The sequence below is a fragment of the Streptomyces sp. NPDC016677 genome, assembly GCF_055562815.1.
This window is the reverse complement of the sequence record NZ_JBVHEO010000006.1, coordinates 139,868-163,028: the sequence shown is the minus strand read 5'-3', so window position 1 is coordinate 163,028 and position 23,161 is coordinate 139,868. Positions and strand designations below refer to the sequence as shown.

The window sequence follows — 23,161 nt, the reverse complement described above, 5'->3', positions numbered from 1 at the left end:
CTACTCTTGCGGGGTGAGCAGCCCCACCCCGCAAGACGCCCTCCTCGGCCCCGCCGACGTCCGTGAACTGGCGTCCGCCCTCGGCGTCCGCCCCACCAAGCAGCGCGGCCAGAACTTCGTCATCGACGCCAACACGGTCCGCCGTATCGTGCGCACCGCCGAGGTCCGCCCCGACGACGTGGTGGTCGAGGTGGGCCCGGGTCTCGGCTCGCTCACCCTGGCTCTGCTGGAGGTGGCCGACCGGGTCACCGCCGTGGAGATCGACGACGTACTGGCCGGGGCCCTGCCCGCCACGGTCGCGGCCCGGATGCCGGAGCGCGCCGACCGGTTCGCGCTGGTCCACTCCGACGCGATGCGGGTCACCGGACTGCCGGGCCCCGCCCCGACCGCGCTCGTCGCCAACCTGCCGTACAACGTGGCCGTGCCCGTCCTCCTGCACATGCTGGAGACCTTCCCGAGCGTGGAGCGCACCCTCGTCATGGTCCAGGCGGAGGTCGCCGACCGGCTGGCCGCCGGGCCGGGCTCCAAGGTGTACGGCGTGCCGTCCGTGAAGGCCAACTGGTACGCCGAGGTCAAGCGGGCCGGGTCCATCGGGCGGAACGTCTTCTGGCCGGCGCCCAACGTCGACAGCGGACTGGTGTCCCTGGTGCGGCGCGCGGAGCCGCCGGTCACCACCGCGTCGCGGGCCGAGGTGTTCGCCGTCGTCGACGCCGCCTTCGCCCAGCGCCGCAAGACCCTGCGGGCCGCCCTGTCCGGGTGGGCAGGCTCGGCGGCGGCGGCCGAGGCGGCACTGGTCGCCGCGGGTGTGTCGCCGCAGGCGCGTGGGGAGTCCCTGACCGTGGAAGAGTTCGCGCGGATCGCCGAACACAAGCAGTGACGGAAGGCAGCGAGCACGTGAGCGTAACCGTACGGGTCCCCGCCAAGGTCAACGTCCAGCTCGCGGTGGGCCCGGCCCGCCCCGACGGCTTCCACGACCTGGCCAACGTCTTCCTCGCCGTCGGCCTGTACGACGAGGTCACGGCGGCCCCCGCCGACACGCTGCGCGTCACGTGCGAGGGGCCGGGCGCGGACCAGGTGCCCCTGGACCGCACCAACCTCGCCGCCCGCGCGGCCCTCGCCCTCGCCGAGCGCCACGGCCGCGCCCCCGACGTGCACCTCCACATCGACAAGGACATCCCCGTCGCCGGCGGCATGGCGGGCGGCAGCGCGGACGGCGCGGCGGCACTGGTCGCCTGCGACGCGCTGTGGGGCACGGGCGCGTCCCGTGACGAGCTGCTGGACATCTGCGCCGAGCTGGGCAGCGACGTGCCGTTCAGCCTGGTCGGCGGGGCGGCGCTGGGCACCGGGCGGGGCGAGAAGCTGACCGAGCTGAAGGTGGGGGGCACCTTCCACTGGGTGTTCGCGATGGCGGAGCGGGGGCTGTCGACGCCGGCGGTGTTCCGGGAGTTCGACCGGCTGAGCGAGGGCGCGGACGTCCCCGACCCGGTGGCCTCGCAGGCGGTGCTCGACGCCCTCGCGAGCGGTGACCCCGGTGCGCTGGCGGTGGCCGTCTCCAACGACCTCCAGCCGGCCGCGCTGTCGCTGTTCCCGGAGCTGGCGGACACGCTGGCCGCGGGGCGCGCGGCGGGGGCGCTGGCGGCGATCGTCTCGGGCTCGGGCCCGACCACGGCGTTCCTCGCGGGGGACGCGGACGCGGCGACGGTCGTCGCCGGGGTGCTGCGGGCCTCCGGCACGTGTGGGGCGGTGCGGGTGGCGGAGGGGGCCGCAGCGGGGGCGACGGTGGTGTGACTCAGAGCTGGTCGACGGCGGTCAGATCGATGTCGATGGAGTAGGGCTTGTCGACCTTGACACGGTCGCGGTGCATGCCCATGTGGACGTACGCGTTGGTCATCGGGTCGAGTTCGTAGACGTGGATGACGGGCTTGCCCTCCGTGCCGCCCTGCTCCACCCGCCAGAAGTTCGGGATGCCTGCGGCCGCGTACTTGTGGGGCTTGGTCGTGCGGTCGCGGGACTCGGAGTCGGGGGAGACGACTTCGACGGCGAGCAGGACGTCCTCGGCCTGGTAGCTGGTCCGGGCCGGACCGGTGACCGCCTCTGCGCGGATGACGCTCACATCGGGTTCGGGGCCGTTGCGCTGGTCGAGGACGATGGTCATCTCCCGTCGGATCCTCAGTTCGGCCGGCGCTGTGCTGCGCAGTCCGGTCACCAGCAGGTCGATGACGATGCTGTGGAAATCCCGCTGCGGACTCACGAAAATCAGACTCCCGTCGATCAGCTCGGTGTGCGGCGGGAGATCCGGCAGCGTGGACAGGTCGTCCACGGTGTATCCGTCCTGCGGCGGCACCGGCCAGCGCTGGGTGCTGCGGTGCTCTACGGACTCGGCGGTCATGGTTCCTCCCATGGACGGGATCCTGCTGCCTGCCCTCCACGGTAGCCGGACGATCTGACATACGTCACTACGAAGAGTGACGACCCTTGTCCGTGTCACCCCGGCCTCCGGAGGGCCTACGCTTGAAAGCTGATCGTCCCCCAGGCAGGAGAGAAATGGCCGTCAACCTGGTCAATGTCGAGAACGTCAGCAAGGTGTACGGCACCCGTGCGCTGCTGGACGGGGTGTCCCTCGGTGTCTCCGAGGGGGACCGCATCGGCGTCGTGGGCCGCAACGGTGACGGCAAGACCACGCTGATCCGGATGCTCGCCAAGCTGGAGGAGGCCGACACCGGCCGGGTCACCCACTCCGGCGGGCTGCGGCTCGGGGTGCTGACCCAGCACGACTCCCTCGACCCCGCCGCCACGGTGCGGCACGAGGTCATCGGCGACCTCGCCGACCACGAGTGGGCGGGCAACGCCAAGATCCGGGACGTGCTGACGGGACTGTTCGGAGGGCTGGACCTGCCGGGGTTCCCGCAGGGACTGGACACCGTCATCGGGCCGCTGTCGGGCGGGGAGCGGCGGCGGATCGCGCTGGCCAAGCTGCTCATCGACGAGCAGGACCTGATCGTGCTGGACGAGCCCACCAACCACCTCGACGTCGAGGGCATCTCCTGGCTCGCCCGGCACCTGAGCGCGCGGCGCTCCGCGCTGGTCTGCGTCACCCACGACCGCTGGTTCCTCGACCAGGTCTGCACCCGCATGTGGGACGTGCAGCGCGGTGACGTCTACGAGTACGAGGGCGGCTACTCGGACTACGTCTTCGCCCGCGCGGAACGGGAGCGGATCGCCGCGACCGAGGAGGCCAAGCGGCAGAACCTGGTCCGCAAGGAGCTGGCGTGGCTGCGGCGCGGGGCGCCCGCGCGGACCTCGAAGCCGCGGTTCCGGGTGGAGGCGGCGAACGAGCTGATCGCGGACGTACCGCCGCCGCGGGACAGCAGCGAGCTGATGAAGTTCGCGTCGTCGCGGCTGGGGAAGACGGTCTTCGACCTGGAGGACGTGACGGTCCAGGCCGGGCCGAAGGTGCTGCTGAAGCACCTGACCTGGCAGCTCGGGCCGGGGGACCGGATCGGTCTGGTCGGCGTCAACGGCGCGGGCAAGACGTCGCTGCTGCGGGCGCTCGCGGAGGCCGCCACCAGTGAGGGCGAGCGGCAGCCGGCGGGCGGGCAGATCAAGGTCGGCCGGACGGTCAAGCTGGCCTACCTGTCGCAGGAGGTCGCCGAGCTGGACCCGGCCTGGCGGGTGCTGGAGGCCGTGCAGCAGGTGCGGGAGCGCGTCGACCTGGGCAAGGGGCGCGAGATGACCGCCGGGCAGCTGTGCGAGACGTTCGGTTTCGGCAAGGAGAAGCAGTGGACGCCGGTCGGGGACCTGTCGGGCGGTGAGCGGCGCCGGCTGCAGATCCTGCGGCTGCTGATGGACGAGCCGAACGTCCTGTTCCTGGACGAGCCCACGAACGACCTCGACATCGAGACGCTGACCCAGCTGGAGGATCTGCTCGACGGCTGGCCCGGGTCGATGATCGTCATCTCCCACGACCGGTTCTTCGTGGAGCGGACCACGGACCGGGTGTTCGCCCTGCTCGGCGACGGCGCGCTGCGGATGCTGCCGCGCGGCATCGACGAGTACCTGGAGCGGCGGCAGCGGATGGAGGAGGCCGCGGCGTCGGCGTCGGCGCCCGCGCCCGTGGTGGAGAAGGCCGCCGCCGAGCGGAGCGCGGCCGACCAGCGGGCCGCGAAGAAGGAACTGCAGAAGATCGAACGGCAGCTGGACAAGATCTCCGAGAAGGAGAGCAAGCTGCACGCGCGGATCGCCGAGAACGCCACGGACTTCGCGAAGGTCGCCGAGCTGGACGCCGAACTGCGGGAACTGTCCGGTCAGCGGGACGAGCTGGAGCTGCGCTGGCTGGAACTGGCGGAGGACGCCTGACTCGGTCGTATTGCGAGGGATTTCGGTGATCCGGGGCAGTTCTCGCCGGTAGGGGAGCGCGACGTCGAACAAGCGTGTAGCTTCCGGGGGCAGGTCGGGGGAGTGTGCCGCGGGACTGTGCCGCGGGACCGTGGGGCGGGACTGGGGGGTTGCAGTGGGAGTGCGGCTGATGGTGGTCGACGACCACCGATTGCTCGCCGAGGCGTTGGCCTCGGCGTTGAAGCTGCGGGGGCACCGGGTGCTGGCCGCGGCAGCTCCGGCCGCGGGGGCGGCGGAGCTGGTGATCAGCCGGGCGCCGGAGGTGTGCCTGATGGGGACGGCGACGCCGGCCGAACCGGGCATCTTCGATCCGGTGGTACGGATCAAGCGGGACCGGCCGCAGGTGGCGGTGCTGGTGCTGGGCCCGGTGCCGAGCCCGCGCGGGATCGCGGCGGCGTTCGCGTCGGGGGCGTCGGGGTACGTCCGGCACGACGAGCGGATAGAGGGCGTCGAGCGGGCGATCATGAAGGCCCGCGCGGGGGAGGCCGCGGTGGCGCCCGCGCTGTTGCAGGGCGCGTTCGCCGAGCTGCTCAATCCCGCCGCGCAGCCCGACGACGAGGGCCAGCGGCTGCTGCAGATGCTGACGCCCCGGGAGCTGGAGGTGCTGGTGCGGGTCGCCGACGGCGAGGACACGCGACTGATCGCGGCGGGGATGGGGATCGCGCCGTCCACCGCGCGGACCCATGTCCAGCGGGTGCTGATGAAGCTGGGGGTCGGGTCACGGCTGGAGGCGGCCGCGCTGGCGGCCCGGACGGGGCTGCTGGACCGGGCGGGGGCCTCCGGCGGTTGACCGGGTGCGGGTGCCTGCGGCGCCTGTGCGGGTTCGGTGGGGGTGCGCGCAGCGCCTTCGGTGCGGTGTGCGGGTCGGGGCCGGGGTGGGGGGTGTCCGTCCTCGGAACGGCGCGGAATCGGTCACTTACGGGGGTGCGGCGGGTTGACGCGCTGACCGCTGCGGGCGGACACCCCCACCCCGTCCCCTTCCCGCCGTGGGCGAGTGCGGGCGCGTACCCGCGTGACCGCGGGCAGTCGCGCACACGCCCCCACCTCAGCCGCGACGCCGGTCAGCCACGCGGGCACCGGCCCGCGTCAGCCACAGCACGGGGCACCTACTCCACGTCGTCGGCCGAAGGCACCGGCGGCGGAACCGTCGGCCGCAGCTTCAGCCACGCCAGGAAGAACAGGCCCAGGACCAGCATCCCGAGCCCGGTCCACAGGTTGATGTTCACGCCCTCCGCCTTGTCGATGTCGGCGTCGGACGCGGTGAGGCCGGCGATCGTGACGATGACGCCGTAGAGGGCGAAGAGGCCGCCGATGATGCGGCGGATGTCGAACAGCCGGGCGGCCGTCGCCGACTTGGTCTCCAGCTCGGAGACCTCCTCCTGGACGTTCTTCTCGTGGTACTCGGACATGCTCTCTCAATCCTTCCGCGATCAGAACGAGAACGGGATGTAGCAGGCGGCCGCCAGCACGACCGCGCCCCAGCCCAGCAGCGCCGGCTTGCGGTACCACGCGTCGTCGCCCTCGCCGGGCGCCTCGGACATGCCGGGGGAGCGCGTGCCGTAGACCAGGCCCTGGAGTTCGGCGGCCGGCTTCGGGGCCGTGAAGAGGGACACGGCGACCATGACCACCGCGCCGGCGACGAAGCCGACGATCGCGGAGACGAAGTTGGCCCCCTGGTCGGAGGGGATGTCGACGACGCCCTGCTTGTAGATCCAGAAGTAGTTGACCATCGCCGCGACCGTGCCCGCCAGCAGGCCCCAGAAGCCGGACTTGACCGACGCCCGCTTCCAGAACATGCCGATGATGAAGACGACGAACATCGGCACGTTGAAGAAGGAGAACAGCGTCTGGAGGTACGCCATGATGTTGGAGAAGGACTGGGCGAGGAAGGCCGTGCCGATCGAGGCCAGCACGCCGATGACCGTGATGACGCGGCCGAACTTCAGGTAGTACTCGTCCGATTCCCCCTTCTTCACGTACTTGGCCCAGATGTCGGTCGTGAACACCGTGTTGAAGGACGAGACGTTGGCCGCCATGCCGGCCATGAACGCCGCCAGCAGACCGGTGACCGCGATGCCGAGCACGCCGTTGGGCAGGAACTGCTCCATCAGGTACGGGATCGCGTCGTTGTACTGGAGGTCGGAGCCGGGCGTCCCGATCTTGGGGACCAGGGCGGCGGCGACCAGGCCGGGGATCATCACCAGGAAGACGATGAAGATCTTCGGGAACGCGGCGATGAGCGGGGTGCGCTTGGCGGCGGAGAGGTTCTTCGCGGACAGGGCGCGCTGCACCTCGGCGAAGTTGGTGGTCCAGTAGCCGAAGCCGAGGACGAAGCCGAGGCCGAGGACGATGGTCAGCCAGTTGGCGCCGAGCGGGTTGTCGCTGCCGATGCCCGTGCCGCCCCAGGACGTCATGAAGTCGCCGCCGTGCTGCGCGGAGAGGTTGTCGGTCAGGCCGTCCCAGCCGCCGACCTTCTTCAGGCCGAGGATGGTGATCGGGATCAGGGCCGCCAGGATCACGAAGAACTGGAGGACCTCGTTGTAGATCGCGGAGGAGAGGCCGCCCAGGGTGATGTAGGCGAGCACGAAGACGCCGGCCACGACGATGGAGACCCACAGGGGCCAGCCGAGGAGGGCCTCCACGACGATCGCGAGCGCGTAGAGGTTGACGCCCGCGATCAGGATCGCGGCGATCGCGAACAGGACCGAGCTGAGCAGGTGGGCCGACCGGTCGAAGCGCAGGAGCAGGAACTCCGGGACCGAGCGGACCTTGCTGCCGTAGTAGAACGGCATCATCACCAGGCCCAGGAAGACCATCGCCGGGATCGCGCCGATCCAGTACCAGTGGGTCGTGTAGACGCCGTACTGGGCGCTGTTGGCAGCCATGCCGAGGATCTCGGTGGCGCCCAGGTTGGCCGCGACGAAGGCGAGTCCGGTGACCCAGGCGGGCAGGGAACGACCGGACAGGAAGAAGTCGAGGCTGGTTTTGACCGAGCGGCGGGCGGCGAGGCCGATGCCCAGGACGACCACGAAGTAGAGGGCGAGGATCGTGTAGTCGAGCCAGTTGGTGGGGAGCCGTAGCTCCGCCGCCAGGTATGTGGGGGTTTGCATGCGTACTCGCTTCGTTGCGTGAACTGATCCGAGCGGAACCTAACCCTCCGCCTTCAGAAAATGAACACTTTCGATGGCGTTCTTTGATTGATTGTGATGATCGGCGGGGGTGGTGGGTTGTGAAGTGTTATGTTTGATTGTGTTGAGTGTGGGTGCGGGTAGTGGCGTGAGGAGTCCGGCAGTGAAGAAGACCTCGACCCGGCTGGCCGACGGTCGCGAGCTCATCTACTACGACTCGCGCGACGACGTCGTACGCGACGCGGTGGACCGCCGCCCGCTGGATCCGACCGTGACCTCGTCCGGGATCCGCCGCGACGTGCTGCTCGGCGACGCGGTCGCGATCGCGTCGCACCGCCAGGGGCGGACCTACCACCCCCCGGCCGACCAGTGCCCGCTGTGCCCGACGCGGGGCGAGCGGCTCAGCGAGATCCCCGACTCGTCGTACGACGTCGTGGTCTTCGAGAACCGTTTCCCCTCGCTGGCCGGTGACTCCGGGCGGTGCGAGGTGGTCTGCTTCACCTCCGACCACGACTCGTCCTTCGCCGACCTGGACGAGGAGCAGGCGCGGCTCGTGCTGGACGCCTGGACGGACCGCACCTCCGAGCTGTCCCATCTGCCCTCCGTCGAACAGGTCTTCTGCTTCGAGAACCGCGGCGCCGAGATCGGCGTGACGCTGGGTCACCCCCACGGGCAGATCTACGCCTACCCCTTCACCACCCCCCGCACCGCCCTGATGCTCCGCTCCCTCGCGGCCCACAAGGAGGCGACCGGCGGGGAGAACCTCTTCGACACCGTGGTGGAGGAGGAGCTGAGCGGGGAGAGGGTGGTGCTGGAGGGTGAGCACTGGGTCGCCTTCGTGCCCTACGCCGCGCACTGGCCCTACGAGGTGCACCTGTATCCGAAGCGGCGGGTGCCCGATCTGCTGGGGCTCGACGAGGCGGCGCGCACAGAGTTCCCCCAGGTGTATCTGGAACTGTTGCGGCGGTTCGACCGGATCTTCGGAGAGGGTGAGCCTCCGACGCCCTACATCGCGGCCTGGCACCAGGCGCCGTTCGGGCAGCTGGAGGAGTTCGAGGGTGTCAGCCGTGACGACTTCGCGCTGCACCTCGAGCTTTTCACCATTCGCCGTACGTCCGGCAAGCTGAAGTTCCTCGCGGGCTCCGAGTCCGGCATGAACGTCTTCATCAACGACGTGCCGCCGGAGCGCGCGGCCGAGCGACTGCGAGAGGTAGCGAGTTCATGAGCGGGAAGTACCTGGTCACAGGCGGCGCGGGGTATGTCGGCAGCGTCGTCGCCCAGCATCTGGTGGAGGCCGGGCACGAGGTCGTCGTCCTCGACAACCTCTCGACCGGCTTCCGGGAGGGCGTCCCGGCCGGGGCCGCGTTCGTGGAAGGGGACATCCGCGACGCCGGGAAGTGGCTGGACGGATCGTTCGACGGGGTGCTGCACTTCGCCGCCTTCTCACAGGTCGGCGAGTCGGTCGTCAAGCCCGAGAAGTACTGGGACAACAACGTCGGCGGGACCATGGCCCTGCTCGGCGCCATGCGCGAGGCGGGCGTACGGCGGCTCGTCTTCTCCTCCACGGCCGCCACCTACGGCGAGCCGGAGCGGGTGCCGATCGTCGAGACCGCGCCGACCGCACCCACCAACCCCTACGGCGCCTCCAAGCTCGCCGTCGACCACATGATCAGCGGGGAGGCCGCCGCCCACGGGCTGGGGGCCGTCTCGCTGCGGTACTTCAACGTCGCGGGGGCCTACGGGCGGTACGGCGAGCGGCACGACCCCGAGTCGCACCTGATCCCGCTGGTGCTCCAGGTCGCGCAGGGGCGGCGGGACGCCATCTCGGTGTTCGGGGACGACTACCCGACGCCGGACGGCACCTGCGTACGGGACTACATCCACGTCGCCGACCTGGCTCAGGCGCACCTGCTGGCGCTGGACGCGGCCACCGCCGGCGAGCACCTGATCTGCAACCTCGGCAACGGGAACGGCTTCTCGGTCCGCGAGGTCATCGAGACCGTGCGCCGGGTGACGGGGCATCCGATCCCCGAGGTCGTCGCACCGCGCCGCGGCGGCGACCCGGCGGTCCTGGTCGCCTCGGCCGCCGCCGCGCACGAGAAGCTGGGCTGGCGGCCGTCGCGCGCCGACCTCGCGGGGATCGTCGCGGACGCCTGGGAGTTCGCGCAGCAGCGCGCCAACTGAAACGCAGGAAAGGTCAGGGATTCAGGGGATGAGCGTCGACACGGCGGCCGAGGTCGCCGAGCGGTTCACGCGGCTGTACGGGAGCGAGCCGGAGGGGGTGTGGGCGGCCCCCGGGCGCGTCAACCTCATCGGTGAGCACACCGACTACAACGACGGCTTCGTGATGCCGTTCGCGCTGCCGCACACGGCGGTGGCGGCCGTCTCGTCGCGCACCGACGGCGTACTGCGGCTGCACTCGGCGGACGTCGAGGGCGGCGTCGTCGAGCTGAGGGTGGCCGACCTGGCGCCGGAGAGCGACCGGAACTGGACGGCGTACCCGTCGGGTGTGGTGTGGGCGCTGCGCGAGGCCGGGCACGAGATTACCGGCGCCGACGTCCATCTGGCGTCGACGGTCCCGGCGGGCGCGGGGCTGTCGTCCTCGGCGGCGCTGGAGGTCGTGGTCGCGCTGGCGCTGAACGACCTGTTCGGGCTCGGGCTGCGCGGCTGGCAGCTGGCCCGGCTGTGCCAGCGGGCGGAGAACGTGTACGTCGGGGCGCCGGTCGGCATCATGGACCAGACGGCGTCGGCCTGCTGCGAGGCCGGGCACGCGCTGTTCCTGGACACCCGGGACCTGTCCCAGCGGCAGATCCCGTTCGACCTGGCGGCCCGGGGGCTGCGGCTCCTCGTCGTCGACACGCAGGTCAAGCACTCCCACAGCGAGGGCGAGTACGGCAAGCGCCGGGCCGGCTGCGAGAAGGGCGCCGCGCTGCTGGGCGTCGACGCCCTGCGGGACGTCCCCTACGACGAGCTGGACGCGGCTCTGGAGCGGCTCGGGGACGAGGAGGAGGTGCGGCGGCTGGTGCGGCACGTGGTCACCGAGGACCAGCGGGTCGAGCGGGTCGTGGCCCTGCTGGAGGCGGGCGACCCGCGGGCCATCGGGCCGGTGCTGGTCGAGGGGCACGCCTCGCTGCGGGACGACTTCCGGATCTCCTGCCCGGAGCTGGACCTCGTCGTCGACACCGCCCTGGAGGCCGGTGCCCTCGGGGCGCGGATGACGGGCGGCGGGTTCGGCGGCTCGGCGATCGTGCTGGTGGAGGCCGCCGACGTGGAGGCCGTCGGCAAGGCGGTCCAGGCCGCGTTCGCGGCGGCCGGGTTCACCGCGCCGCGGACGTTCGAGGCGGTGCCGTCGGCGGGGGCGCGGCGGCTGGTGTAGCCCGCGCGGCCCGTTTCAGGCCAGCTGCTTGACCAAGGTGTACTCCGTGATCCCCGGCGGGTAGTCGGGGATCACGCACATCACGTCGTAGCCCCGGCGGCGGTAGAACTCCGGGGCCTGGAAGTCCCAGGTCTCCACCCGGGCCGCCCGGCAGGCCCGGTCGCGCGCCGCGGTCCGCTCCGCCTCGGCGAGCAGCCGGGAGCCCAGTCCGGCGCCCCGGTGGCGGCCGTCCACCCACAGGTACGTCACGTGCAGCCAGGTCGCCCAGGTGTGGCCGACCAGACCGCCGGCCACCCGATCGTGCCCGTCCATGATCCAGACATGCAGCGGGACTTCGCGATCGTGAGGGGTTCCGCGCAGCGCGCGCAGGACGGGCGAGGCCGCCGTGTTCGTCTCCTTCAGACGAGTGTGCAGGATGTCGCGTCGTGCTCTGTCGACTTCTGTCTCAAGACGAAACATGCGGCTCACCATAAACGTGCCGGACCGCCAGTTCTGCAAATAACCTTCCGCTCCCGCCCCTCGCCCGTACCCTGATGAACAGCACCGGTGGGGGCCGGTGCCGATCAGGGGGCGAGACAGTCGGGTACGGCGCCCGGGGCGGGGTAGCGATCTCAGTGCGGCGGCGGCCGCGCGGCGATGGCGGCCGCTCCCGGGCCGTGGTGCCGGACGCCGCGCCGACCGGCACAGCCGCGTCGGCGGCACAGCGGCGTCAACGGCACAGGCGGATACGGGCGCGGACGAGTTCCGGGCGCCGTACCCGCGCTGATGTCGTCCTTTGAGACTGGGAATCCCCCGCTCCGTGAGGAGCGCGGGGAAGGGGGTCACGTGGTTCGCATCCGAGTCCTGGTCGTCGACGACCATCGCATCTTCGCCGAGTCGCTCGCCGCGGCCCTGGCCGCCGAGCCGGACGTCGACGTGTCCGCGGCGGGCAGCGGCCCGGCCGCGATGCGCTGCCTGGAGCGGGCGGCGTCCGAGGGGCGCCGGTTCGACGTGCTGCTCGTCGACGCCGACCTCGGCGGCGGCAGGCCCGGGGCGCGCCCCGCCGTGCCCGTGCCCGACACCGACGAGGACCGTCTCGTCGACGGGATCTCCCTGGTCACGGGGGTGCGGTCGGCGCAGCCCGGCGTACGGACCGTCGTGCTCGCCGAGAAGGACGACCCGCGGCGCGCGGCGCTCGCCCTCCAGGCCGGGGCGTCCGGCTGGGTCGCGAAGGACTGTTCGCTGTCGCGGCTGCTCACCGTCATCCGGGGCGTGCTGCGCGACGAGACGCACCTGCCGCCCGCCCTGCTCACCGGCGTACTGCGCGAACTGACCGCCGCCCGCAAGCACCGCACCGAGAGCGAGCGGCTGGTGGAGTCGCTGACGCCGAGGGAACGGGAAGTACTGCGGTGCATGGTCGCCGGACTGGGCCGCAAGGCCGTCGCCGAACGGCTGTTCCTGTCCCCGCACACCGTGCGCACGCACATGCAGAACGTCCTCGGCAAACTCGGCGTGCACTCCACCCTGGCCGCCGTCGCGCTGGCCCGGCGGGCCGGCGTCGGCCCGGTCGACCTGGGGCCCGCCGGGCGGGTGGGGGCGGAGGAGACGCACAGCGCCTGAACCGCCGCCTCCGGTTCAGCCCGGGATGTTGTCGAACGGCGCGGTGAGCCGGCGCAGCAGCCCCGCCAGTTCCGCGCGCTGGGCGCCGGTCAGCTCCGCGAGGATGGCCCGCTCCTGGGCCAGCAGCCCGGCCAGGGCCTGGTCGGCGCGGTCCTGGCCCTCGTCCGTGAGCCGGACCAGCACACCACGCCGGTCGCTCGGGTCGGGCAGCCGCTCCACCAGGCCCTTCTTGGCCAGCCGGTCGATACGGTTGGTCATCGTGCCCGACGTGACCAGGGTCTGGGTCAGGAGCTGGCCGGGGGAGAGCTGGTAGGGGGTGCCCGCGCGGCGCAGCGCCGTGAGCACGTCGAACTCCCAGGGCTCCAGCTGGTGCTCGGAGAAGGCCAGACGGCGCGCGCGGTCCAGGTGCCGGGCCAGCCTGCTCACCCGGCTGAGCACCTCAAGCGGTTCCACGTCGAGGTCCGGGCGCTCCCGGCGCCACGCTGCGACCAGTCGATCGACCTCGTCCTCCATGACGATCAGTGTAGTGGTTGTGTCGATGTGAAGTCTCTTGATGTCGACTATCTTGACGTGGAGACAGATGCCGGTCGAGGCTGGGGACCCGTTCACCAAGACCGGTTCACCAAGACCGGTTCACCACGACCCGTCCACCGGCAGTCCTGTTCAGGGAGGCCCCATGCCCGCCACCGCCCCCACCTGGGACCCCGCCCAGTACCTGCGCCACGCCGGCCACCGCACCCGCCCCTTCACCGACCTCCTCGCCCGCGTCCCCGAGCCGCCCCGCACCCCCGCCCGCATCGCCGACCTCGGCTGCGGTCCCGGCAACGCCACCGTGCTGCTCACCGAGCGCTGGCCCACCGCCCGCGTCACCGGCTACGACAGCTCGCCCGACATGCTGGACCGGGCCCGCGAGCACGCCGGCCCCACCCCCGGCGGCGGACACCTCGGCTTCGCCCCCGCCGACGCCCGCACCTGGACCCCCACCGCACCGCACGACCTGATCATCAGCAACGCCACCCTCCAGTGGGTCCCCGGCCACCGCGAACGCTTCCCCGACTGGATCGCCGCCCTCGCCCCCGGCGGCACCCTCGCCTTCCAGGTCCCCGGCAACTTCGACGCCCCGAGCCACCGCCTGCTGCGCGAACTCGCCGCCTCCCCGCGCTGGCGCACCCGCCTCGACGGCATCCTGCGCCACGGCGACGCCGTCCACACCCCCGAGGAGTACCTCACCGCCCTCACCGCCCTCGGCTGCGCCGCCGACGTGTGGGAGACGACCTACGTCCACCTGCTGACCGGCGAGGACCCGGTGCTGGACTGGGTCCGCGGCACCGGGCTGCGCCCGGTGCTCGACGCCCTCGGCGACGACCCCGAGGCCCGGGACGCGTTCGTCGCCGAGTACCGCGCCGCCCTGCGCGCCGCCTATCCGCAGGGGGCGCGGGGCACGCCGTTCCCGTTCCGGCGGGTGTTCGCGGTGGCCCGGAAGCCGGCCTGACGCCAGCCCCGCTCACACCACCCCGTCCGCCACCAGCCCCTCGACCTCCCCCGCCGTCAGGCCCAGCTCCCCGAGGACGGCCCGGGTGTGCTCGCCCAGCGCCGGTACCGCCTCCATCCGGGGCGCACCGGCGGCCGGGCCGGGCGGTGCCAGGGCCGGGACCGGGCCGGCCGGGGTCGGCAGCGGGTGCCAGCGGCCCCGGGCCGCCAGCTGAGGGTGGTCCCACACCTCGGCCAGGGTGTTCACCCGCGCGCTGGCCACCGGCACGGCCGCCAGCAGCTCGACCGCCTCCGCGCCCGTCAGCTCGCCGAACCGGGCCGCGATCAGCCCGCCCAGCTCCTCCCGGCGCGCGTCCCGGTCCGCGTTGGTGGCGTAGCGCGGGTCGTCGGCCAGGTCCGGGCGGCCCAGGAAGCCCGTACAGAAACCGCGCCACTCGCGGTCGTTCTGGACCGCCATCAGCACGACCTTGCCGTCCCCCGCCGCGAACGGGCCGTACGGACAGATCGTCGGGTGCGCGGCCCCCGCCCGGGGCGGCGGCGGGGCGCCGTCGAAGGCGTAGTAGAGGGGGAAGCCCATCCAGTCGACGGTCGCCTCCAGCATCGACACGTCCAGGTGCGTGCCCTCCCCGGTCCGTACGCGCTCCAGCAGCGCCGCCAGGACCGAGCTGTAGGCGTGCATCCCGGCCGCGATGTCCGACACCGCGATCCCCGCCTTGGCCATGGCGTCCGGCGTACCGGTCACCGACAGCAGCCCCGACTCGCACTGCACCAGCAGGTCGTACGCCTTGCGGTCCGCGTAGGGCCCCGAGGAGCCGTACCCGGAGATGTCGCAGACGATCAGGCGGGGGTGGCGGGCCCGCAGCTTGGCCGCGCCGAGCCCGGCCCGCGCCGCGGCCCCCGGCGCCAGGTTCTGCAGGAAGACGTCCGCACCGGCGATCAAGCGCCGCAGCACGTCCAGGCCGCGCGGGTCCTTGAAGTCGAGGGTCACCGACTCCTTGTTGCGGTTGGCCCACACGAAGTGCGAACTGAGCCCGCGCACCCGGCCGTCGTAGGCACGGGCGAAGTCGCCCGACCCCGGCCGCTCCACCTTGATCACCCGCGCGCCGAGATCGGCGAGCTGACGGCTGGCGTAGGGAGCGGCGACCGCCTGTTCGAGGGCGACGACGGTGACTCCGCGCAGCGGCTGCATGGCTGTTCTCCCTCCGGTGCGTACGGCAGTGCCCCAGGGACGCGGGGAACCGCGCGACCGGCCGCGACGGACCCGCGACGGACCCGGCCGGCCGAGCCCTCAGAATCCCGCGGTGCCCTCAGCTCTTGCGGTGCCCGATCAGCCGCGGCTTCTGCTCCAGCCCGTCCAGCCCGTGCCACGCCAGATTCACCAGGTGCGCGGCGACCTCCGCCTTCTTCGGCTTGCGCACGTCCAGCCACCACTGCCCGGTCAGCGCGACCATCCCGACCAGCGCCTGCGCGTACAGCGGGGCCAGCTTCGAGTCAAAACCTCGGTTCTTGAACTCGCGGCCCAGGATGTCCTCCACCTGGGTGGCGATGTCCGAGATGAGGGAGGCGAAGGAACCCGTGGACTGGGGGATGGGGGAGTCACGGACCAGGATGCGGAAACCGTCCGTGTACTCCTCGATGTAGTCGAGGAGGGCGAACGCCGCCTGCTCGCACAGTTCCCGGGGATGCCCGGCGGTCAGGGACGACGTCACCATGTCGAGCAGCCGCCGCATCTCCCGGTCCACCACCACCGCGTAGAGCCCCTCCTTGCCACCGAAGTGCTCGTACACCACCGGCTTGGACACCCCCGCCTTCGCGGCGATCTCCTCCACCGACGTGGCCTCGAAGCCCTTGGCGGCGAAGAGGGTGCGGCCGATCTCCAGCAGCTGTTGGCGGCGCTCGGCGCCGGTCATCCGGGTGCGGCGCACGCGCCGCGGCTTCTCATTGCCTGGGGTGCTGCTGGAGTCGGTCGCCACGGCTTCCATCATGCCGCCTCGACCGTCTCCTTCCGGCGGCGGGAGCCGTCTTCGTCCGTGGTACGGCGCGAATCGATACGCGAGCGTGACGGCCAGCGCACGTCATAGGCCCAGCCGAGCAGCTCGAAGAGGCGGATGAACCGCGCCGAGGAGTCGATCTGCCCGCGCTCCACACCGTGCCGCGCGGAGGTCGGGTCGGCGTGGTGCAGGTTGTGCCAGGACTCGCCGCACGACAGGATCGCCAGCCACCACACGTTGCCCGAGCGGTCCCGCGACTTGAACGGGCGCTTGCCGACCGCGTGGCAGATCGAGTTGATCGACCAGGTGACGTGGTGCAGCAGCGCCACCCGGACGAGTGAACCCCAGAAGAACGCGGTGAACGCGCCCCACCAGGACATCGTCACCAGACCGCCGATCAGCGCCGGAAGCAGCAGCGAGGCCGCGGTCCACAGCACGAACTGGCGGGAGATCGCGCGCAGCGTGCCGTCCTTGATCAGATCCGGCGCGTACTTGTCCTGCGGGGTCTGCTCCTCGTCGAACATCCAGGCGATATGGGCCCACCACAGGCCCTTCATCAGGGCCGGCACCGTCTCCCCGTACCGCCACGGCGAATGCGGATCGCCCTCGGCGTCGGAGAACTTGTGGTGCTTGCGGTGATCGGCGACCCAGCGGACCAGCGGCCCCTCCACCGCCATCGACCCCGCGATCGCCAGCGCGATCTTCAACGGCCGCTTCGCCTTGAAGGACCCGTGGGTGAAGTGACGGTGGAAACCGATGGTGATGCCGTGGCACCCGAGGAAGTAGAAGAAGACGAGGAGACCGAGGTCCAGCCAGCTCACCCCCCACCCCCAGGCCAGCGGCACCGCCGCCACCAGCGCGAGGAACGGGACCGTGATGAAGAGCAGCAGGGTGATCTGCTCGATCGAACGCTTCTGCTCCCCGCCCAGCGTCGCGGAAGCGGCGGCGGAAGCGGCGGCGGAAGCGGCGGAAGAGTCGTCGGGCACCTTCGGAGAGTCCGGGATCGCATCGGAACTCATGGTCATGCGCGTCCCCTGGGGGGTCGAGGGTAGAGGTCAGGATGCCGGGCCGCGGAGACCGGCGGTCGTCCCTACGGTTCCGTAACCTACGGCAACGTAAGTATGGCAGCGCGTAACCGCTCAGCAAGAGCCCCAGAGCCTGCGCGTCCCGGTGGACACCTATCCTGGGAGTCGGTCGGACAGCGCGGTCCGCTCTGACTCTTTCCCGGACGTCCGGCCCCGTAAGCGGCACCCGCCGCGCGGGTCGCCGTCCGGGTTCCCTCCCAGACGAGCTTCAACACTGCAAGGAGCCGCACCTGTGAGCAGTGCCGACGACCAGACCACCACGGCGACCACCAGCAGCGAACTGCGCGCCGACATCCGCCGGCTGGGCGATCTCCTGGGCGAGACCCTCGTCCGCCAGGAGGGCCCCGAGCTGCTGGAGCTCGTCGAGAAGGTCCGCCGACTCACCCGAGAGGACGGCGAGGCCGCCGCGGAGCTGCTGCGCGGCACCGAACTGCAGACCGCGGCCAAGCTGGTCCGCGCCTTCTCCACCTACTTCCACCTCGCCAACGTCACCGAGCAGGTCCACCGCGGCCGCGAACTGCGCGCCAAGCGCGCCGCCGAGGGCGGCCTCCTCGCCCGTACGGCCGACCGGCTGAAGGACGCCGACCCCGACCACCTGCGGGAAACCGTCGCCAACCTCAACGTGCGCCCCGTCTTCACCGCGCACCCCACCGAGGCCGCCCGCCGGTCCGTCCTGAACAAGCTCCGCCGCATCGCCGCCCTCCTCGACACCCCCGTCATCGAGTCCGACCGGCGCCGCCTGGACACCCGCCTCGCCGAGAACATCGACCTGGTCTGGCAGACCGACGAGCTGCGCGTGGTCCGCCCCGAACCGGCCGACGAGGCCCGCAACGCCATCTACTACCTGGACGAGCTGCACGCCGGCGCCGTCGGCGACGTCCTGGAGGACCTGACGGCGGAGCTGGAGCGGGTCGGCGTGAAGCTCCCCGACGACACCCGCCCCCTCACCTTCGGCACCTGGATCGGCGGCGACCGCGACGGCAACCCCAACGTCACCCCCCAGGTCACCTGGGACGTCCTCATCCTCCAGCACGAACACGGCATCAACGACGCCCTGGAGATGATCGACGAGCTGCGCGGCTTCCTCTCCAACTCCATCCGCTACACGGGTGCGACGCAGGAGCTGCTGGACTCCCTCACCGCCGACCTCGACCGGCTCCCCGAGATCAGCCCCCGCTACAAGCGCCTCAACGCCGAGGAGCCCTACCGGCTCAAGGCCACCGCCATCCGGCAGAAGCTGGAGAACACCAAGACCCGGCTGGCCACCAACACCCCCCACAAGCCGGGCCACGACTACCTCGGCACCGCCGAACTCCTCGACGACCTGCGCCTGCTCCAGACCTCCCTGCGCGAACACCGCGGCGGCCTCTTCGCCGACGGCCGCCTCGCCCGCACCATCCGCACCCTGGCCGCCTTCGGCCTCCAGCTCGCCACCATGGACGTCCGCGAACACGCCGACGCCCACCACCACGCCCTCGGCCAGCTCTTCGACCGGCTCGGCGAGGAGTCCTGGCGCTACGCCGACATGCCCCGCGAGTACCGCACCAAGCTGCTCGCCAAGGAGCTGCGCAGCCGCAGGCCGCTCGCCCCCACCCCGGCCCCCGTCGACGCCGCCGGCGAGAAGACCCTCGGTGTCTTCCAGACCGTCAAGCGCGCCCTGGAGGTCTTCGGCCCCGAAGTCATCGAGTCCTACATCATCTCCATGTGCCAGGGCGCCGACGACGTCTTCGCCGCCGCCGTCCTCGCCCGCGAAGCCGGCCTCATCGACCTGCACGCCGGCTGGGCCAGGATCGGCATCGTCCCGCTCCTGGAGACCACGGACGAGCTGAAGGCCGCCGACACCATCCTGGAAGACCTGCTCTCCGACCCGTCCTACCGGCGCCTGGTCGCCCTGCGCGGCGACGTCCAGGAAGTCATGCTCGGCTACTCCGACTCGTCGAAGTTCGGCGGCATCACCACCTCGCAGTGGGAGATCCACCGCGCCCAGCGCCGCCTGCGCGACGTCGCCCACCGCTACGGCGTACGCCTGCGCCTCTTCCACGGCCGCGGCGGCACCGTCGGCCGCGGCGGCGGCCCCTCCCACGACGCCATCCTCGCCCAGCCCTGGGGCACCCTGGAGGGCGAGATCAAGGTGACGGAGCAGGGCGAGGTGATCTCCGACAAGTACCTCGTACCGTCCCTGGCCAGGGAGAACCTGGAGCTGACGGTCGCCGCCACCCTCCAGGCATCCGCCCTGCACACCGCCCCCCGCCAGTCCGACGAGGCCCTCGCCCGCTGGGACGCCGCCATGGACGTCGTCTCCGACGCCGCCCACACCGCCTACCGCAAGCTCGTCGAGGACCCGGACCTGCCGTCCTACTTCCTCGCCTCCACCCCCGTCGACCAGCTCGCCGACCTGCACCTGGGCTCCCGGCCCTCCCGCCGCCCCGGCTCGGGCGTCTCGCTCGACGGACTGCGCGCCATCCCCTGGGTGTTCGGCTGGACCCAGTCACGGCAGATCGTCCCCGGCTGGTTCGGCGTCGGCTCCGGGCTGAAGGCCCTGCGCGAAGCCGGCCTCGACACCGTCCTGGACGAGATGCACCAGCAGTGGCACTTCTTCCAGAACTTCATCTCCAACGTCGAGATGACCCTCGCCAAGACCGACCTCAGGATCGCCCAGCACTACGTCGACACCCTCGTCCCCGACGAGCTGAAGCACGTCTTCGACGTCATCAAGGCCGAACACGACCTCACCGTCGCCGAGGTCCTCAAGGTCACCGGCGAGACCGAACTCCTCGACGCCCAGCCCGTCCTCAAGCAGACCTTCAGCATCCGCGACGCCTACCTCGACCCGATCTCCTACCTCCAGGTCGCCCTGCTCAAGCGCCACCGCGACGCCGCCGCCGGCGGCACCGACCCCGACCCGCTGCTCGCCCGAGCCCTGCTGCTCACCGTCAACGGAGTCGCCGCCGGCCTGCGCAACACCGGCTGACCCCCGTACGCACGCACGCCCCCGCGCCGTACGCCCGGCGCGGGGGCGTCGTCGTACCGCGTCCGCGTCACACCGCCACGAACGCCGCCGTCAGCAACACCACGCCCGACGCCGCCAGCACCCACCCCGCCCGCGTCGCCCGCAGCCCGCCCGCCACCACCACCGACGCCAGCAGCAGGGCACCGCCCATCGGCACCCACGCGTACAGCACCCCGCCCGGCCCCGACCGCACCGCCACATCGTCCTCGGGCCGCAGCACGACCGCGTACGTCTCCCCCCGCGCCACGGCCGGCGAATCCTCCAGCACCACCCGGTCCCGGGCCGCCGACCCCACCGACACCGGCGTGTACGGACCCCCGCACACCCCGCCGGCGCACCGCGTCACCTCGACGGTGCCGCGCTCCCGGCCCTTGGTCAGCATCACGTACTGCGCGGTGCCCCACGACGCCCACACCCCGGCGACGAGGATCAGCACGGTGACCGTGCCCATCGCCGCGACCCGCCCGAAAGAGACCACCGCAGAAGGCATGGCCGCGATCCTTGGCCATGCCTGCACACGCGGTCAAGTTCTCAGGAGTTGTACGCCGACTGCGCCCGCTCCAGACCCTCCGACACCAGACACTCCACCGCGTCCGCCGCCCGGTCCACGAACCAGTCCAGCTCCTTGCGCTCCACCGACGAGAAGTCCTTCAGCACGAAGTCCGCCACCTGCATCCGCCCCGGCGGCCGCCCGATCCCGCACCGCACCCGGTGATAGTCCGGCCCCATCGCCTTCGTCATCGACTTCAGCCCGTTGTGCCCGTTGTCCCCGCCGCCCAGCTTCAGCCGCAGCACCCCGAAATCGATGTCCAGCTCGTCATGGACCGCCACCACCCGCTCGGCCGGCACCTTGTAGAAGTCCCGCAGCGCCGTCACCGGACCACCCGACAGGTTCATGTACGACATCGGCTTCACCAGCACCACCCGACGCGACCCCGGCCCCGGCGGCCCGACCCGGCCCTCCACCACCTGCGCCTGCGCCTTGCCGTGCCGCTTGAACCGCCCGCCCATCCGCTCCGCCAGCAGATCGGCCACCATGAAACCGACGTTGTGCCGGTTGCCCGCGTACTCCGGACCGGGATTGCCCAGCCCCGCGATCAGCCAGGGCGCACCCGAATCGGTCGTCACGTCCACGTCTCCTCGAATAAGCGCCGACCGCTGCCCCCGGGAAGGGACAGCGGCCGGCGGAACGACGACTACTGGATGGCTCAGGCCTCCGCGCCCTCGCCCTCGGCGCCCTCACCCTCGGACTCCTCGGCCTGCGCGGCCAGGACCTGCAGGACCACCGTGTCCCCGTCGACGCCCAGCTTGGTGCCGGCCGGCAGCGGGATGTCCTTCGCCAGGATCGACGCACCGGCCTCCAGGCCCTGCACCGACACGGTCACCGACTCGGGGATGTGCGTGGCCTCGGCCTCGACCGGCAGCGCGTTCAGCACGTGCTCCAGCAGGTTCCCGCCCGGCGCCAGCTCACCCTCGGTCTGCACGTAGATCTCGACGCTGACCGTCTCACCACGCTGCACCAGCTGCAGGTCGACGTGCTCCAGGAAACCCTTGATCGGGTCACGCTGCACCGACTTCGGGATCGCCAGCTCGTTCGTCTTGCCGTCGATGTCCAGCGCGATCAGCACGTTCGGCGTACGCAGCGCCAGCAGCAGCTCGTGACCCGGCAGCGTCAGGTGCAGCGGGTCCGAACCGTGCCCGTACAGAACACCCGGAACCTTGTCCTCACGACGGATACGGCGCGCGGCACCCTTGCCGAACTCGCTGCGCGTCTCGGCGGAGATCTTCACCTCGGACATGCTCACTCCTCGTAATAAGTACAGAACGGACGTGGTCACCCGGCCACGAACGGCCTGCTACGAAGAGCGCGTCGATAACGGACCGCCGCAACCCTGCACACACAGGTGCGGCCTCCCTCGCCGAGCAACTTCAGCAGTCTACTCGGCAAGGGAGGCCGCACCCAAAACGATCTACCGCACGCAGATCTACCGCACGCAGACCTACTGCTCGTCGAAGAGGCTCGTCACCGAACCGTCCTCGAACACCTCACGCACCGCACGCGCGATCGTCGTCGCGATCGACAGCACCGTGATCTTGTCCAGCTCCAGCTCACCCGGCGTCGGCAGCGTGTTCGTCAGCACGAACTCGCTCACCTTCGAGTTCTTCAGCCGGTCCGCCGCCGGACCCGACAGCACACCGTGCGTCGCCGTCACGATGACGTCCTCCGCACCGTGCGCGAACAGCGCGTCCGCCGCCGCGCAGATCGTGCCACCCGTGTCGATCATGTCGTCGACCAGGACACAGATCCGGCCCTTCACATCACCCACGACCTCGTGCACGGTGACCTGGTTCGCCACGTCCTTGTCACGCCGCTTGTGCACGATCGCCAGCGGCGCGCCCAGCCGGTCGCACCAACGGTCCGCGACCCGCACCCGGCCCGCGTCCGGAGACACCACCGTCAGCTTGTCCCGGTCCACCTTCGCACCCACGTAGTCCGCCAGCAGCGGCAGCGCGAAGAGGTGGTCCACCGGCCCGTCGAAGAAACCCTGGATCTGGTCCGTGTGCAGATCCACGGCCAGGATCCGGTCCGCCCCCGCCGTCTTCATCAGATCCGCGATCAGCCGCGCCGAGATCGGTTCACGGCCCCGGTGCTTCTTGTCCTGCCGCGCGTAACCGTAGAACGGCACGATGACGGTGATGGAGCGGGCCGACGCGCGCTTCAGCGCGTCGATCATGATCAACTGCTCCATGACCCACTTGTTGATCGGAGCCGTGTGGCTCTGGATCAGGAAGCAGTCCGCACCGCGGGCCGACTCCTGATAGCGCACATAGATCTCACCGTTGGCGAAATCGAAGGCCTTCGTCGGGACGACCCCGACACCCAGTTCGTGGGCGACCTCCTCGGCAAGCTCGGGGTGGGCGCGGCCGGAGAAGAACATCATCTTCTTCTCGCCGGTCGTCTTGATCCCGGTCACAGCACTGTCTCCTCAGAGGTCTCGCAGCCGGAGCAGAGCGGACGTCCCGGCTGGTAAGGGTGCGGGTGTGCACTTATCACGGTACGACGACTTCGACGCACCGGTTTCCGG

At 71.3% G+C, this 23,161-nt stretch carries 22 protein-coding genes; 10 read left to right on the top strand and 12 right to left on the bottom strand.

Annotated elements, in window-relative coordinates; translation table 11 throughout:
* Window positions 1–13: 13 nt before the first annotated feature.
* A complete protein-coding gene (gene rsmA, locus ACZ3IG_RS19065; RefSeq protein ID WP_467433371.1) occupies window positions 14–877 on the top strand; it encodes a 16S rRNA (adenine(1518)-N(6)/adenine(1519)-N(6))-dimethyltransferase RsmA in 864 nt (287 codons plus the stop codon).
* A 17-nt stretch (window positions 878–894) separates the two neighbouring features.
* Complete coding sequence (locus ACZ3IG_RS19060) at window positions 895–1,788, top strand: 4-(cytidine 5'-diphospho)-2-C-methyl-D-erythritol kinase (protein WP_467433370.1); 894 nt, start codon at window positions 895–897, stop codon at window positions 1,786–1,788.
* 1 nt (window position 1,789) lies between these two features.
* On the opposite strand, the gene ACZ3IG_RS19055 is transcribed toward ACZ3IG_RS19060, so the two are convergent.
* Window positions 1,790–2,401, bottom strand: coding sequence for a Uma2 family endonuclease (locus ACZ3IG_RS19055; protein WP_467433368.1), 612 nt, complete (start codon window positions 2,399–2,401; stop codon window positions 1,790–1,792).
* Between the two features lie 143 nt (window positions 2,402–2,544).
* On the opposite strand from ACZ3IG_RS19055, the gene ACZ3IG_RS19050 reads away from it, so the two are divergent.
* Complete coding sequence (locus ACZ3IG_RS19050) at window positions 2,545–4,356, top strand: ABC-F family ATP-binding cassette domain-containing protein (protein ID WP_467433367.1); 1,812 nt, start codon at window positions 2,545–2,547, stop codon at window positions 4,354–4,356.
* 154 nt (window positions 4,357–4,510) lie between these two features.
* Window positions 4,511–5,185 carry a helix-turn-helix transcriptional regulator gene (locus tag ACZ3IG_RS19045; RefSeq protein WP_467433365.1) on the top strand — a complete coding sequence of 225 codons (675 nt, stop codon included), beginning with the start codon at window positions 4,511–4,513 and terminating at the stop codon, window positions 5,183–5,185.
* Window positions 5,186–5,501: 316 nt separating this feature from the next.
* Here the strand turns inward: ACZ3IG_RS19045 and ACZ3IG_RS19040 are convergent, their stop codons facing one another.
* Complete coding sequence (locus tag ACZ3IG_RS19040) at window positions 5,502–5,804, bottom strand: hypothetical protein (RefSeq protein WP_467433364.1); 303 nt, start codon at window positions 5,802–5,804, stop codon at window positions 5,502–5,504.
* Between the two features lie 21 nt (window positions 5,805–5,825).
* Window positions 5,826–7,505, bottom strand: a complete 1,680-nt coding sequence (locus tag ACZ3IG_RS19035; RefSeq protein WP_467433362.1) for a sodium:solute symporter family protein — start codon at window positions 7,503–7,505, stop codon at window positions 5,826–5,828.
* A 181-nt stretch (window positions 7,506–7,686) separates the two neighbouring features.
* Between ACZ3IG_RS19035 and galT the strand changes: the two genes are divergently transcribed.
* Genes galT through galK form a run of 3 tightly spaced genes read left to right on the top strand, consistent with a single transcriptional unit; the run spans window position 7,687 to window position 10,899 of the window.
* Window positions 7,687–8,748: a galactose-1-phosphate uridylyltransferase gene (gene galT / locus ACZ3IG_RS19030; RefSeq protein ID WP_467433360.1), complete on the top strand. Its 1,062-nt coding sequence runs from the start codon at window positions 7,687–7,689 to the stop codon at window positions 8,746–8,748.
* Window positions 8,745–9,707 carry a UDP-glucose 4-epimerase GalE gene (gene galE / locus ACZ3IG_RS19025; RefSeq protein ID WP_467433359.1) on the top strand — a complete coding sequence of 321 codons (963 nt, stop codon included), beginning with the start codon at window positions 8,745–8,747 and terminating at the stop codon, window positions 9,705–9,707. The genes galT and galE overlap by 4 nt, the downstream gene beginning before the upstream one ends.
* A 28-nt stretch (window positions 9,708–9,735) precedes the next feature.
* A complete protein-coding gene (gene galK / locus ACZ3IG_RS19020) occupies window positions 9,736–10,899 on the top strand; it encodes a galactokinase (RefSeq protein ID WP_467433358.1) in 1,164 nt (387 codons plus the stop codon).
* 15 nt (window positions 10,900–10,914) lie between these two features.
* Here the strand turns inward: galK and ACZ3IG_RS19015 are convergent, their stop codons facing one another.
* Window positions 10,915–11,370, bottom strand: coding sequence for a GNAT family N-acetyltransferase (locus ACZ3IG_RS19015; RefSeq protein ID WP_467433356.1), 456 nt, complete (start codon window positions 11,368–11,370; stop codon window positions 10,915–10,917).
* Window positions 11,371–11,724: 354 nt separating this feature from the next.
* On the opposite strand from ACZ3IG_RS19015, the gene ACZ3IG_RS19010 reads away from it, so the two are divergent.
* Window positions 11,725–12,498, top strand: a complete 774-nt coding sequence (locus tag ACZ3IG_RS19010; RefSeq protein ID WP_467433355.1) for a LuxR C-terminal-related transcriptional regulator — start codon at window positions 11,725–11,727, stop codon at window positions 12,496–12,498.
* Window positions 12,499–12,513: 15 nt separating this feature from the next.
* Here the strand turns inward: ACZ3IG_RS19010 and tamR are convergent, their stop codons facing one another.
* Window positions 12,514–13,011: a MarR family transcriptional regulator TamR gene (gene tamR / locus ACZ3IG_RS19005; protein WP_467433353.1), complete on the bottom strand. Its 498-nt coding sequence runs from the start codon at window positions 13,009–13,011 to the stop codon at window positions 12,514–12,516.
* Between the two features lie 163 nt (window positions 13,012–13,174).
* On the opposite strand from tamR, the gene ACZ3IG_RS19000 reads away from it, so the two are divergent.
* Entirely contained in the window at window positions 13,175–13,990 is an 816-nt protein-coding gene (locus tag ACZ3IG_RS19000) for a trans-aconitate 2-methyltransferase (RefSeq protein ID WP_467433351.1), read from the top strand.
* 12 nt (window positions 13,991–14,002) lie between these two features.
* On the opposite strand, the gene ACZ3IG_RS18995 is transcribed toward ACZ3IG_RS19000, so the two are convergent.
* The 3 genes from ACZ3IG_RS18995 to ACZ3IG_RS18985 form a co-directional block, all read right to left on the bottom strand.
* Window positions 14,003–15,178 carry a CaiB/BaiF CoA transferase family protein gene (locus ACZ3IG_RS18995; RefSeq protein WP_467433350.1) on the bottom strand — a complete coding sequence of 392 codons (1,176 nt, stop codon included), beginning with the start codon at window positions 15,176–15,178 and terminating at the stop codon, window positions 14,003–14,005.
* Between the two features lie 118 nt (window positions 15,179–15,296).
* Window positions 15,297–15,974, bottom strand: coding sequence for a TetR family transcriptional regulator (locus ACZ3IG_RS18990; protein ID WP_467433347.1), 678 nt, complete (start codon window positions 15,972–15,974; stop codon window positions 15,297–15,299).
* Window positions 15,971–17,005 carry an acyl-CoA desaturase gene (locus ACZ3IG_RS18985; RefSeq protein WP_467433346.1) on the bottom strand — a complete coding sequence of 345 codons (1,035 nt, stop codon included), beginning with the start codon at window positions 17,003–17,005 and terminating at the stop codon, window positions 15,971–15,973. Before ACZ3IG_RS18985 ends, ACZ3IG_RS18990 begins: the two co-directional genes overlap by 4 nt.
* A 292-nt stretch (window positions 17,006–17,297) precedes the next feature.
* Between ACZ3IG_RS18985 and ppc the strand changes: the two genes are divergently transcribed.
* Window positions 17,298–20,036 carry a phosphoenolpyruvate carboxylase gene (gene ppc / locus ACZ3IG_RS18980; RefSeq protein WP_467433344.1) on the top strand — a complete coding sequence of 913 codons (2,739 nt, stop codon included), beginning with the start codon at window positions 17,298–17,300 and terminating at the stop codon, window positions 20,034–20,036.
* Between the two features lie 67 nt (window positions 20,037–20,103).
* Here ppc and ACZ3IG_RS18975 read toward each other — a convergent pair whose 3' ends face one another.
* The 4 genes from ACZ3IG_RS18975 to ACZ3IG_RS18960 all read right to left on the bottom strand — a co-directional run bounded on the left by ACZ3IG_RS18975 (window position 20,104) and on the right by ACZ3IG_RS18960 (window position 23,050).
* On the bottom strand, window positions 20,104–20,565 hold the full coding sequence (locus ACZ3IG_RS18975) for a hypothetical protein (protein ID WP_467433342.1): 462 nt from the start codon (window positions 20,563–20,565) through the stop codon (window positions 20,104–20,106).
* 41 nt (window positions 20,566–20,606) lie between these two features.
* On the bottom strand, window positions 20,607–21,209 hold the full coding sequence (pth, locus tag ACZ3IG_RS18970; protein WP_467433340.1) for an aminoacyl-tRNA hydrolase: 603 nt from the start codon (window positions 21,207–21,209) through the stop codon (window positions 20,607–20,609).
* A gap of 74 nt (window positions 21,210–21,283) precedes the next feature.
* Window positions 21,284–21,874, bottom strand: coding sequence for a 50S ribosomal protein L25/general stress protein Ctc (locus tag ACZ3IG_RS18965; protein WP_215171578.1), 591 nt, complete (start codon window positions 21,872–21,874; stop codon window positions 21,284–21,286).
* Window positions 21,875–22,075: 201 nt separating this feature from the next.
* Window positions 22,076–23,050 carry a ribose-phosphate diphosphokinase gene (locus tag ACZ3IG_RS18960; protein WP_467433339.1) on the bottom strand — a complete coding sequence of 325 codons (975 nt, stop codon included), beginning with the start codon at window positions 23,048–23,050 and terminating at the stop codon, window positions 22,076–22,078.
* Window positions 23,051–23,161: the final 111 nt, after the last annotated feature.

Excerpts from the sequence above, each read along its gene's own strand:
- ACZ3IG_RS19035 (WP_467433362.1), bottom strand. The coding sequence starts at position 7,505 with ATGCAAACCCCCACATACCTGGCGGCGGAGCTACGGCTCCCCACCAAC.
- ACZ3IG_RS18965 (WP_215171578.1), bottom strand. The coding sequence starts at position 21,874 with ATGTCCGAGGTGAAGATCTCCGCCGAGACGCGCAGCGAGTTCGGCAAG.
- ACZ3IG_RS19050 (WP_467433367.1), top strand. The coding sequence starts at position 2,545 with ATGGCCGTCAACCTGGTCAATGTCGAGAACGTCAGCAAGGTGTACGGC.
- ACZ3IG_RS19055 (WP_467433368.1), bottom strand. The coding sequence starts at position 2,401 with ATGGGAGGAACCATGACCGCCGAGTCCGTAGAGCACCGCAGCACCCAG.
- ACZ3IG_RS18975 (WP_467433342.1), bottom strand. The coding sequence starts at position 20,565 with ATGCCTTCTGCGGTGGTCTCTTTCGGGCGGGTCGCGGCGATGGGCACG.
- ACZ3IG_RS19040 (WP_467433364.1), bottom strand. The coding sequence starts at position 5,804 with ATGTCCGAGTACCACGAGAAGAACGTCCAGGAGGAGGTCTCCGAGCTG.
- galE (WP_467433359.1), top strand. The coding sequence starts at position 8,745 with ATGAGCGGGAAGTACCTGGTCACAGGCGGCGCGGGGTATGTCGGCAGC.
- galK (WP_467433358.1), top strand. The coding sequence starts at position 9,736 with ATGAGCGTCGACACGGCGGCCGAGGTCGCCGAGCGGTTCACGCGGCTG.
- ACZ3IG_RS18990 (WP_467433347.1), bottom strand. The coding sequence starts at position 15,974 with ATGATGGAAGCCGTGGCGACCGACTCCAGCAGCACCCCAGGCAATGAG.
- ACZ3IG_RS18985 (WP_467433346.1), bottom strand. The coding sequence starts at position 17,005 with ATGACCATGAGTTCCGATGCGATCCCGGACTCTCCGAAGGTGCCCGAC.
- ACZ3IG_RS19000 (WP_467433351.1), top strand. The coding sequence starts at position 13,175 with ATGCCCGCCACCGCCCCCACCTGGGACCCCGCCCAGTACCTGCGCCAC.
- tamR (WP_467433353.1), bottom strand. The coding sequence starts at position 13,011 with ATGGAGGACGAGGTCGATCGACTGGTCGCAGCGTGGCGCCGGGAGCGC.
- ACZ3IG_RS19015 (WP_467433356.1), bottom strand. The coding sequence starts at position 11,370 with ATGGTGAGCCGCATGTTTCGTCTTGAGACAGAAGTCGACAGAGCACGA.
- ACZ3IG_RS18995 (WP_467433350.1), bottom strand. The coding sequence starts at position 15,178 with ATGCAGCCGCTGCGCGGAGTCACCGTCGTCGCCCTCGAACAGGCGGTC.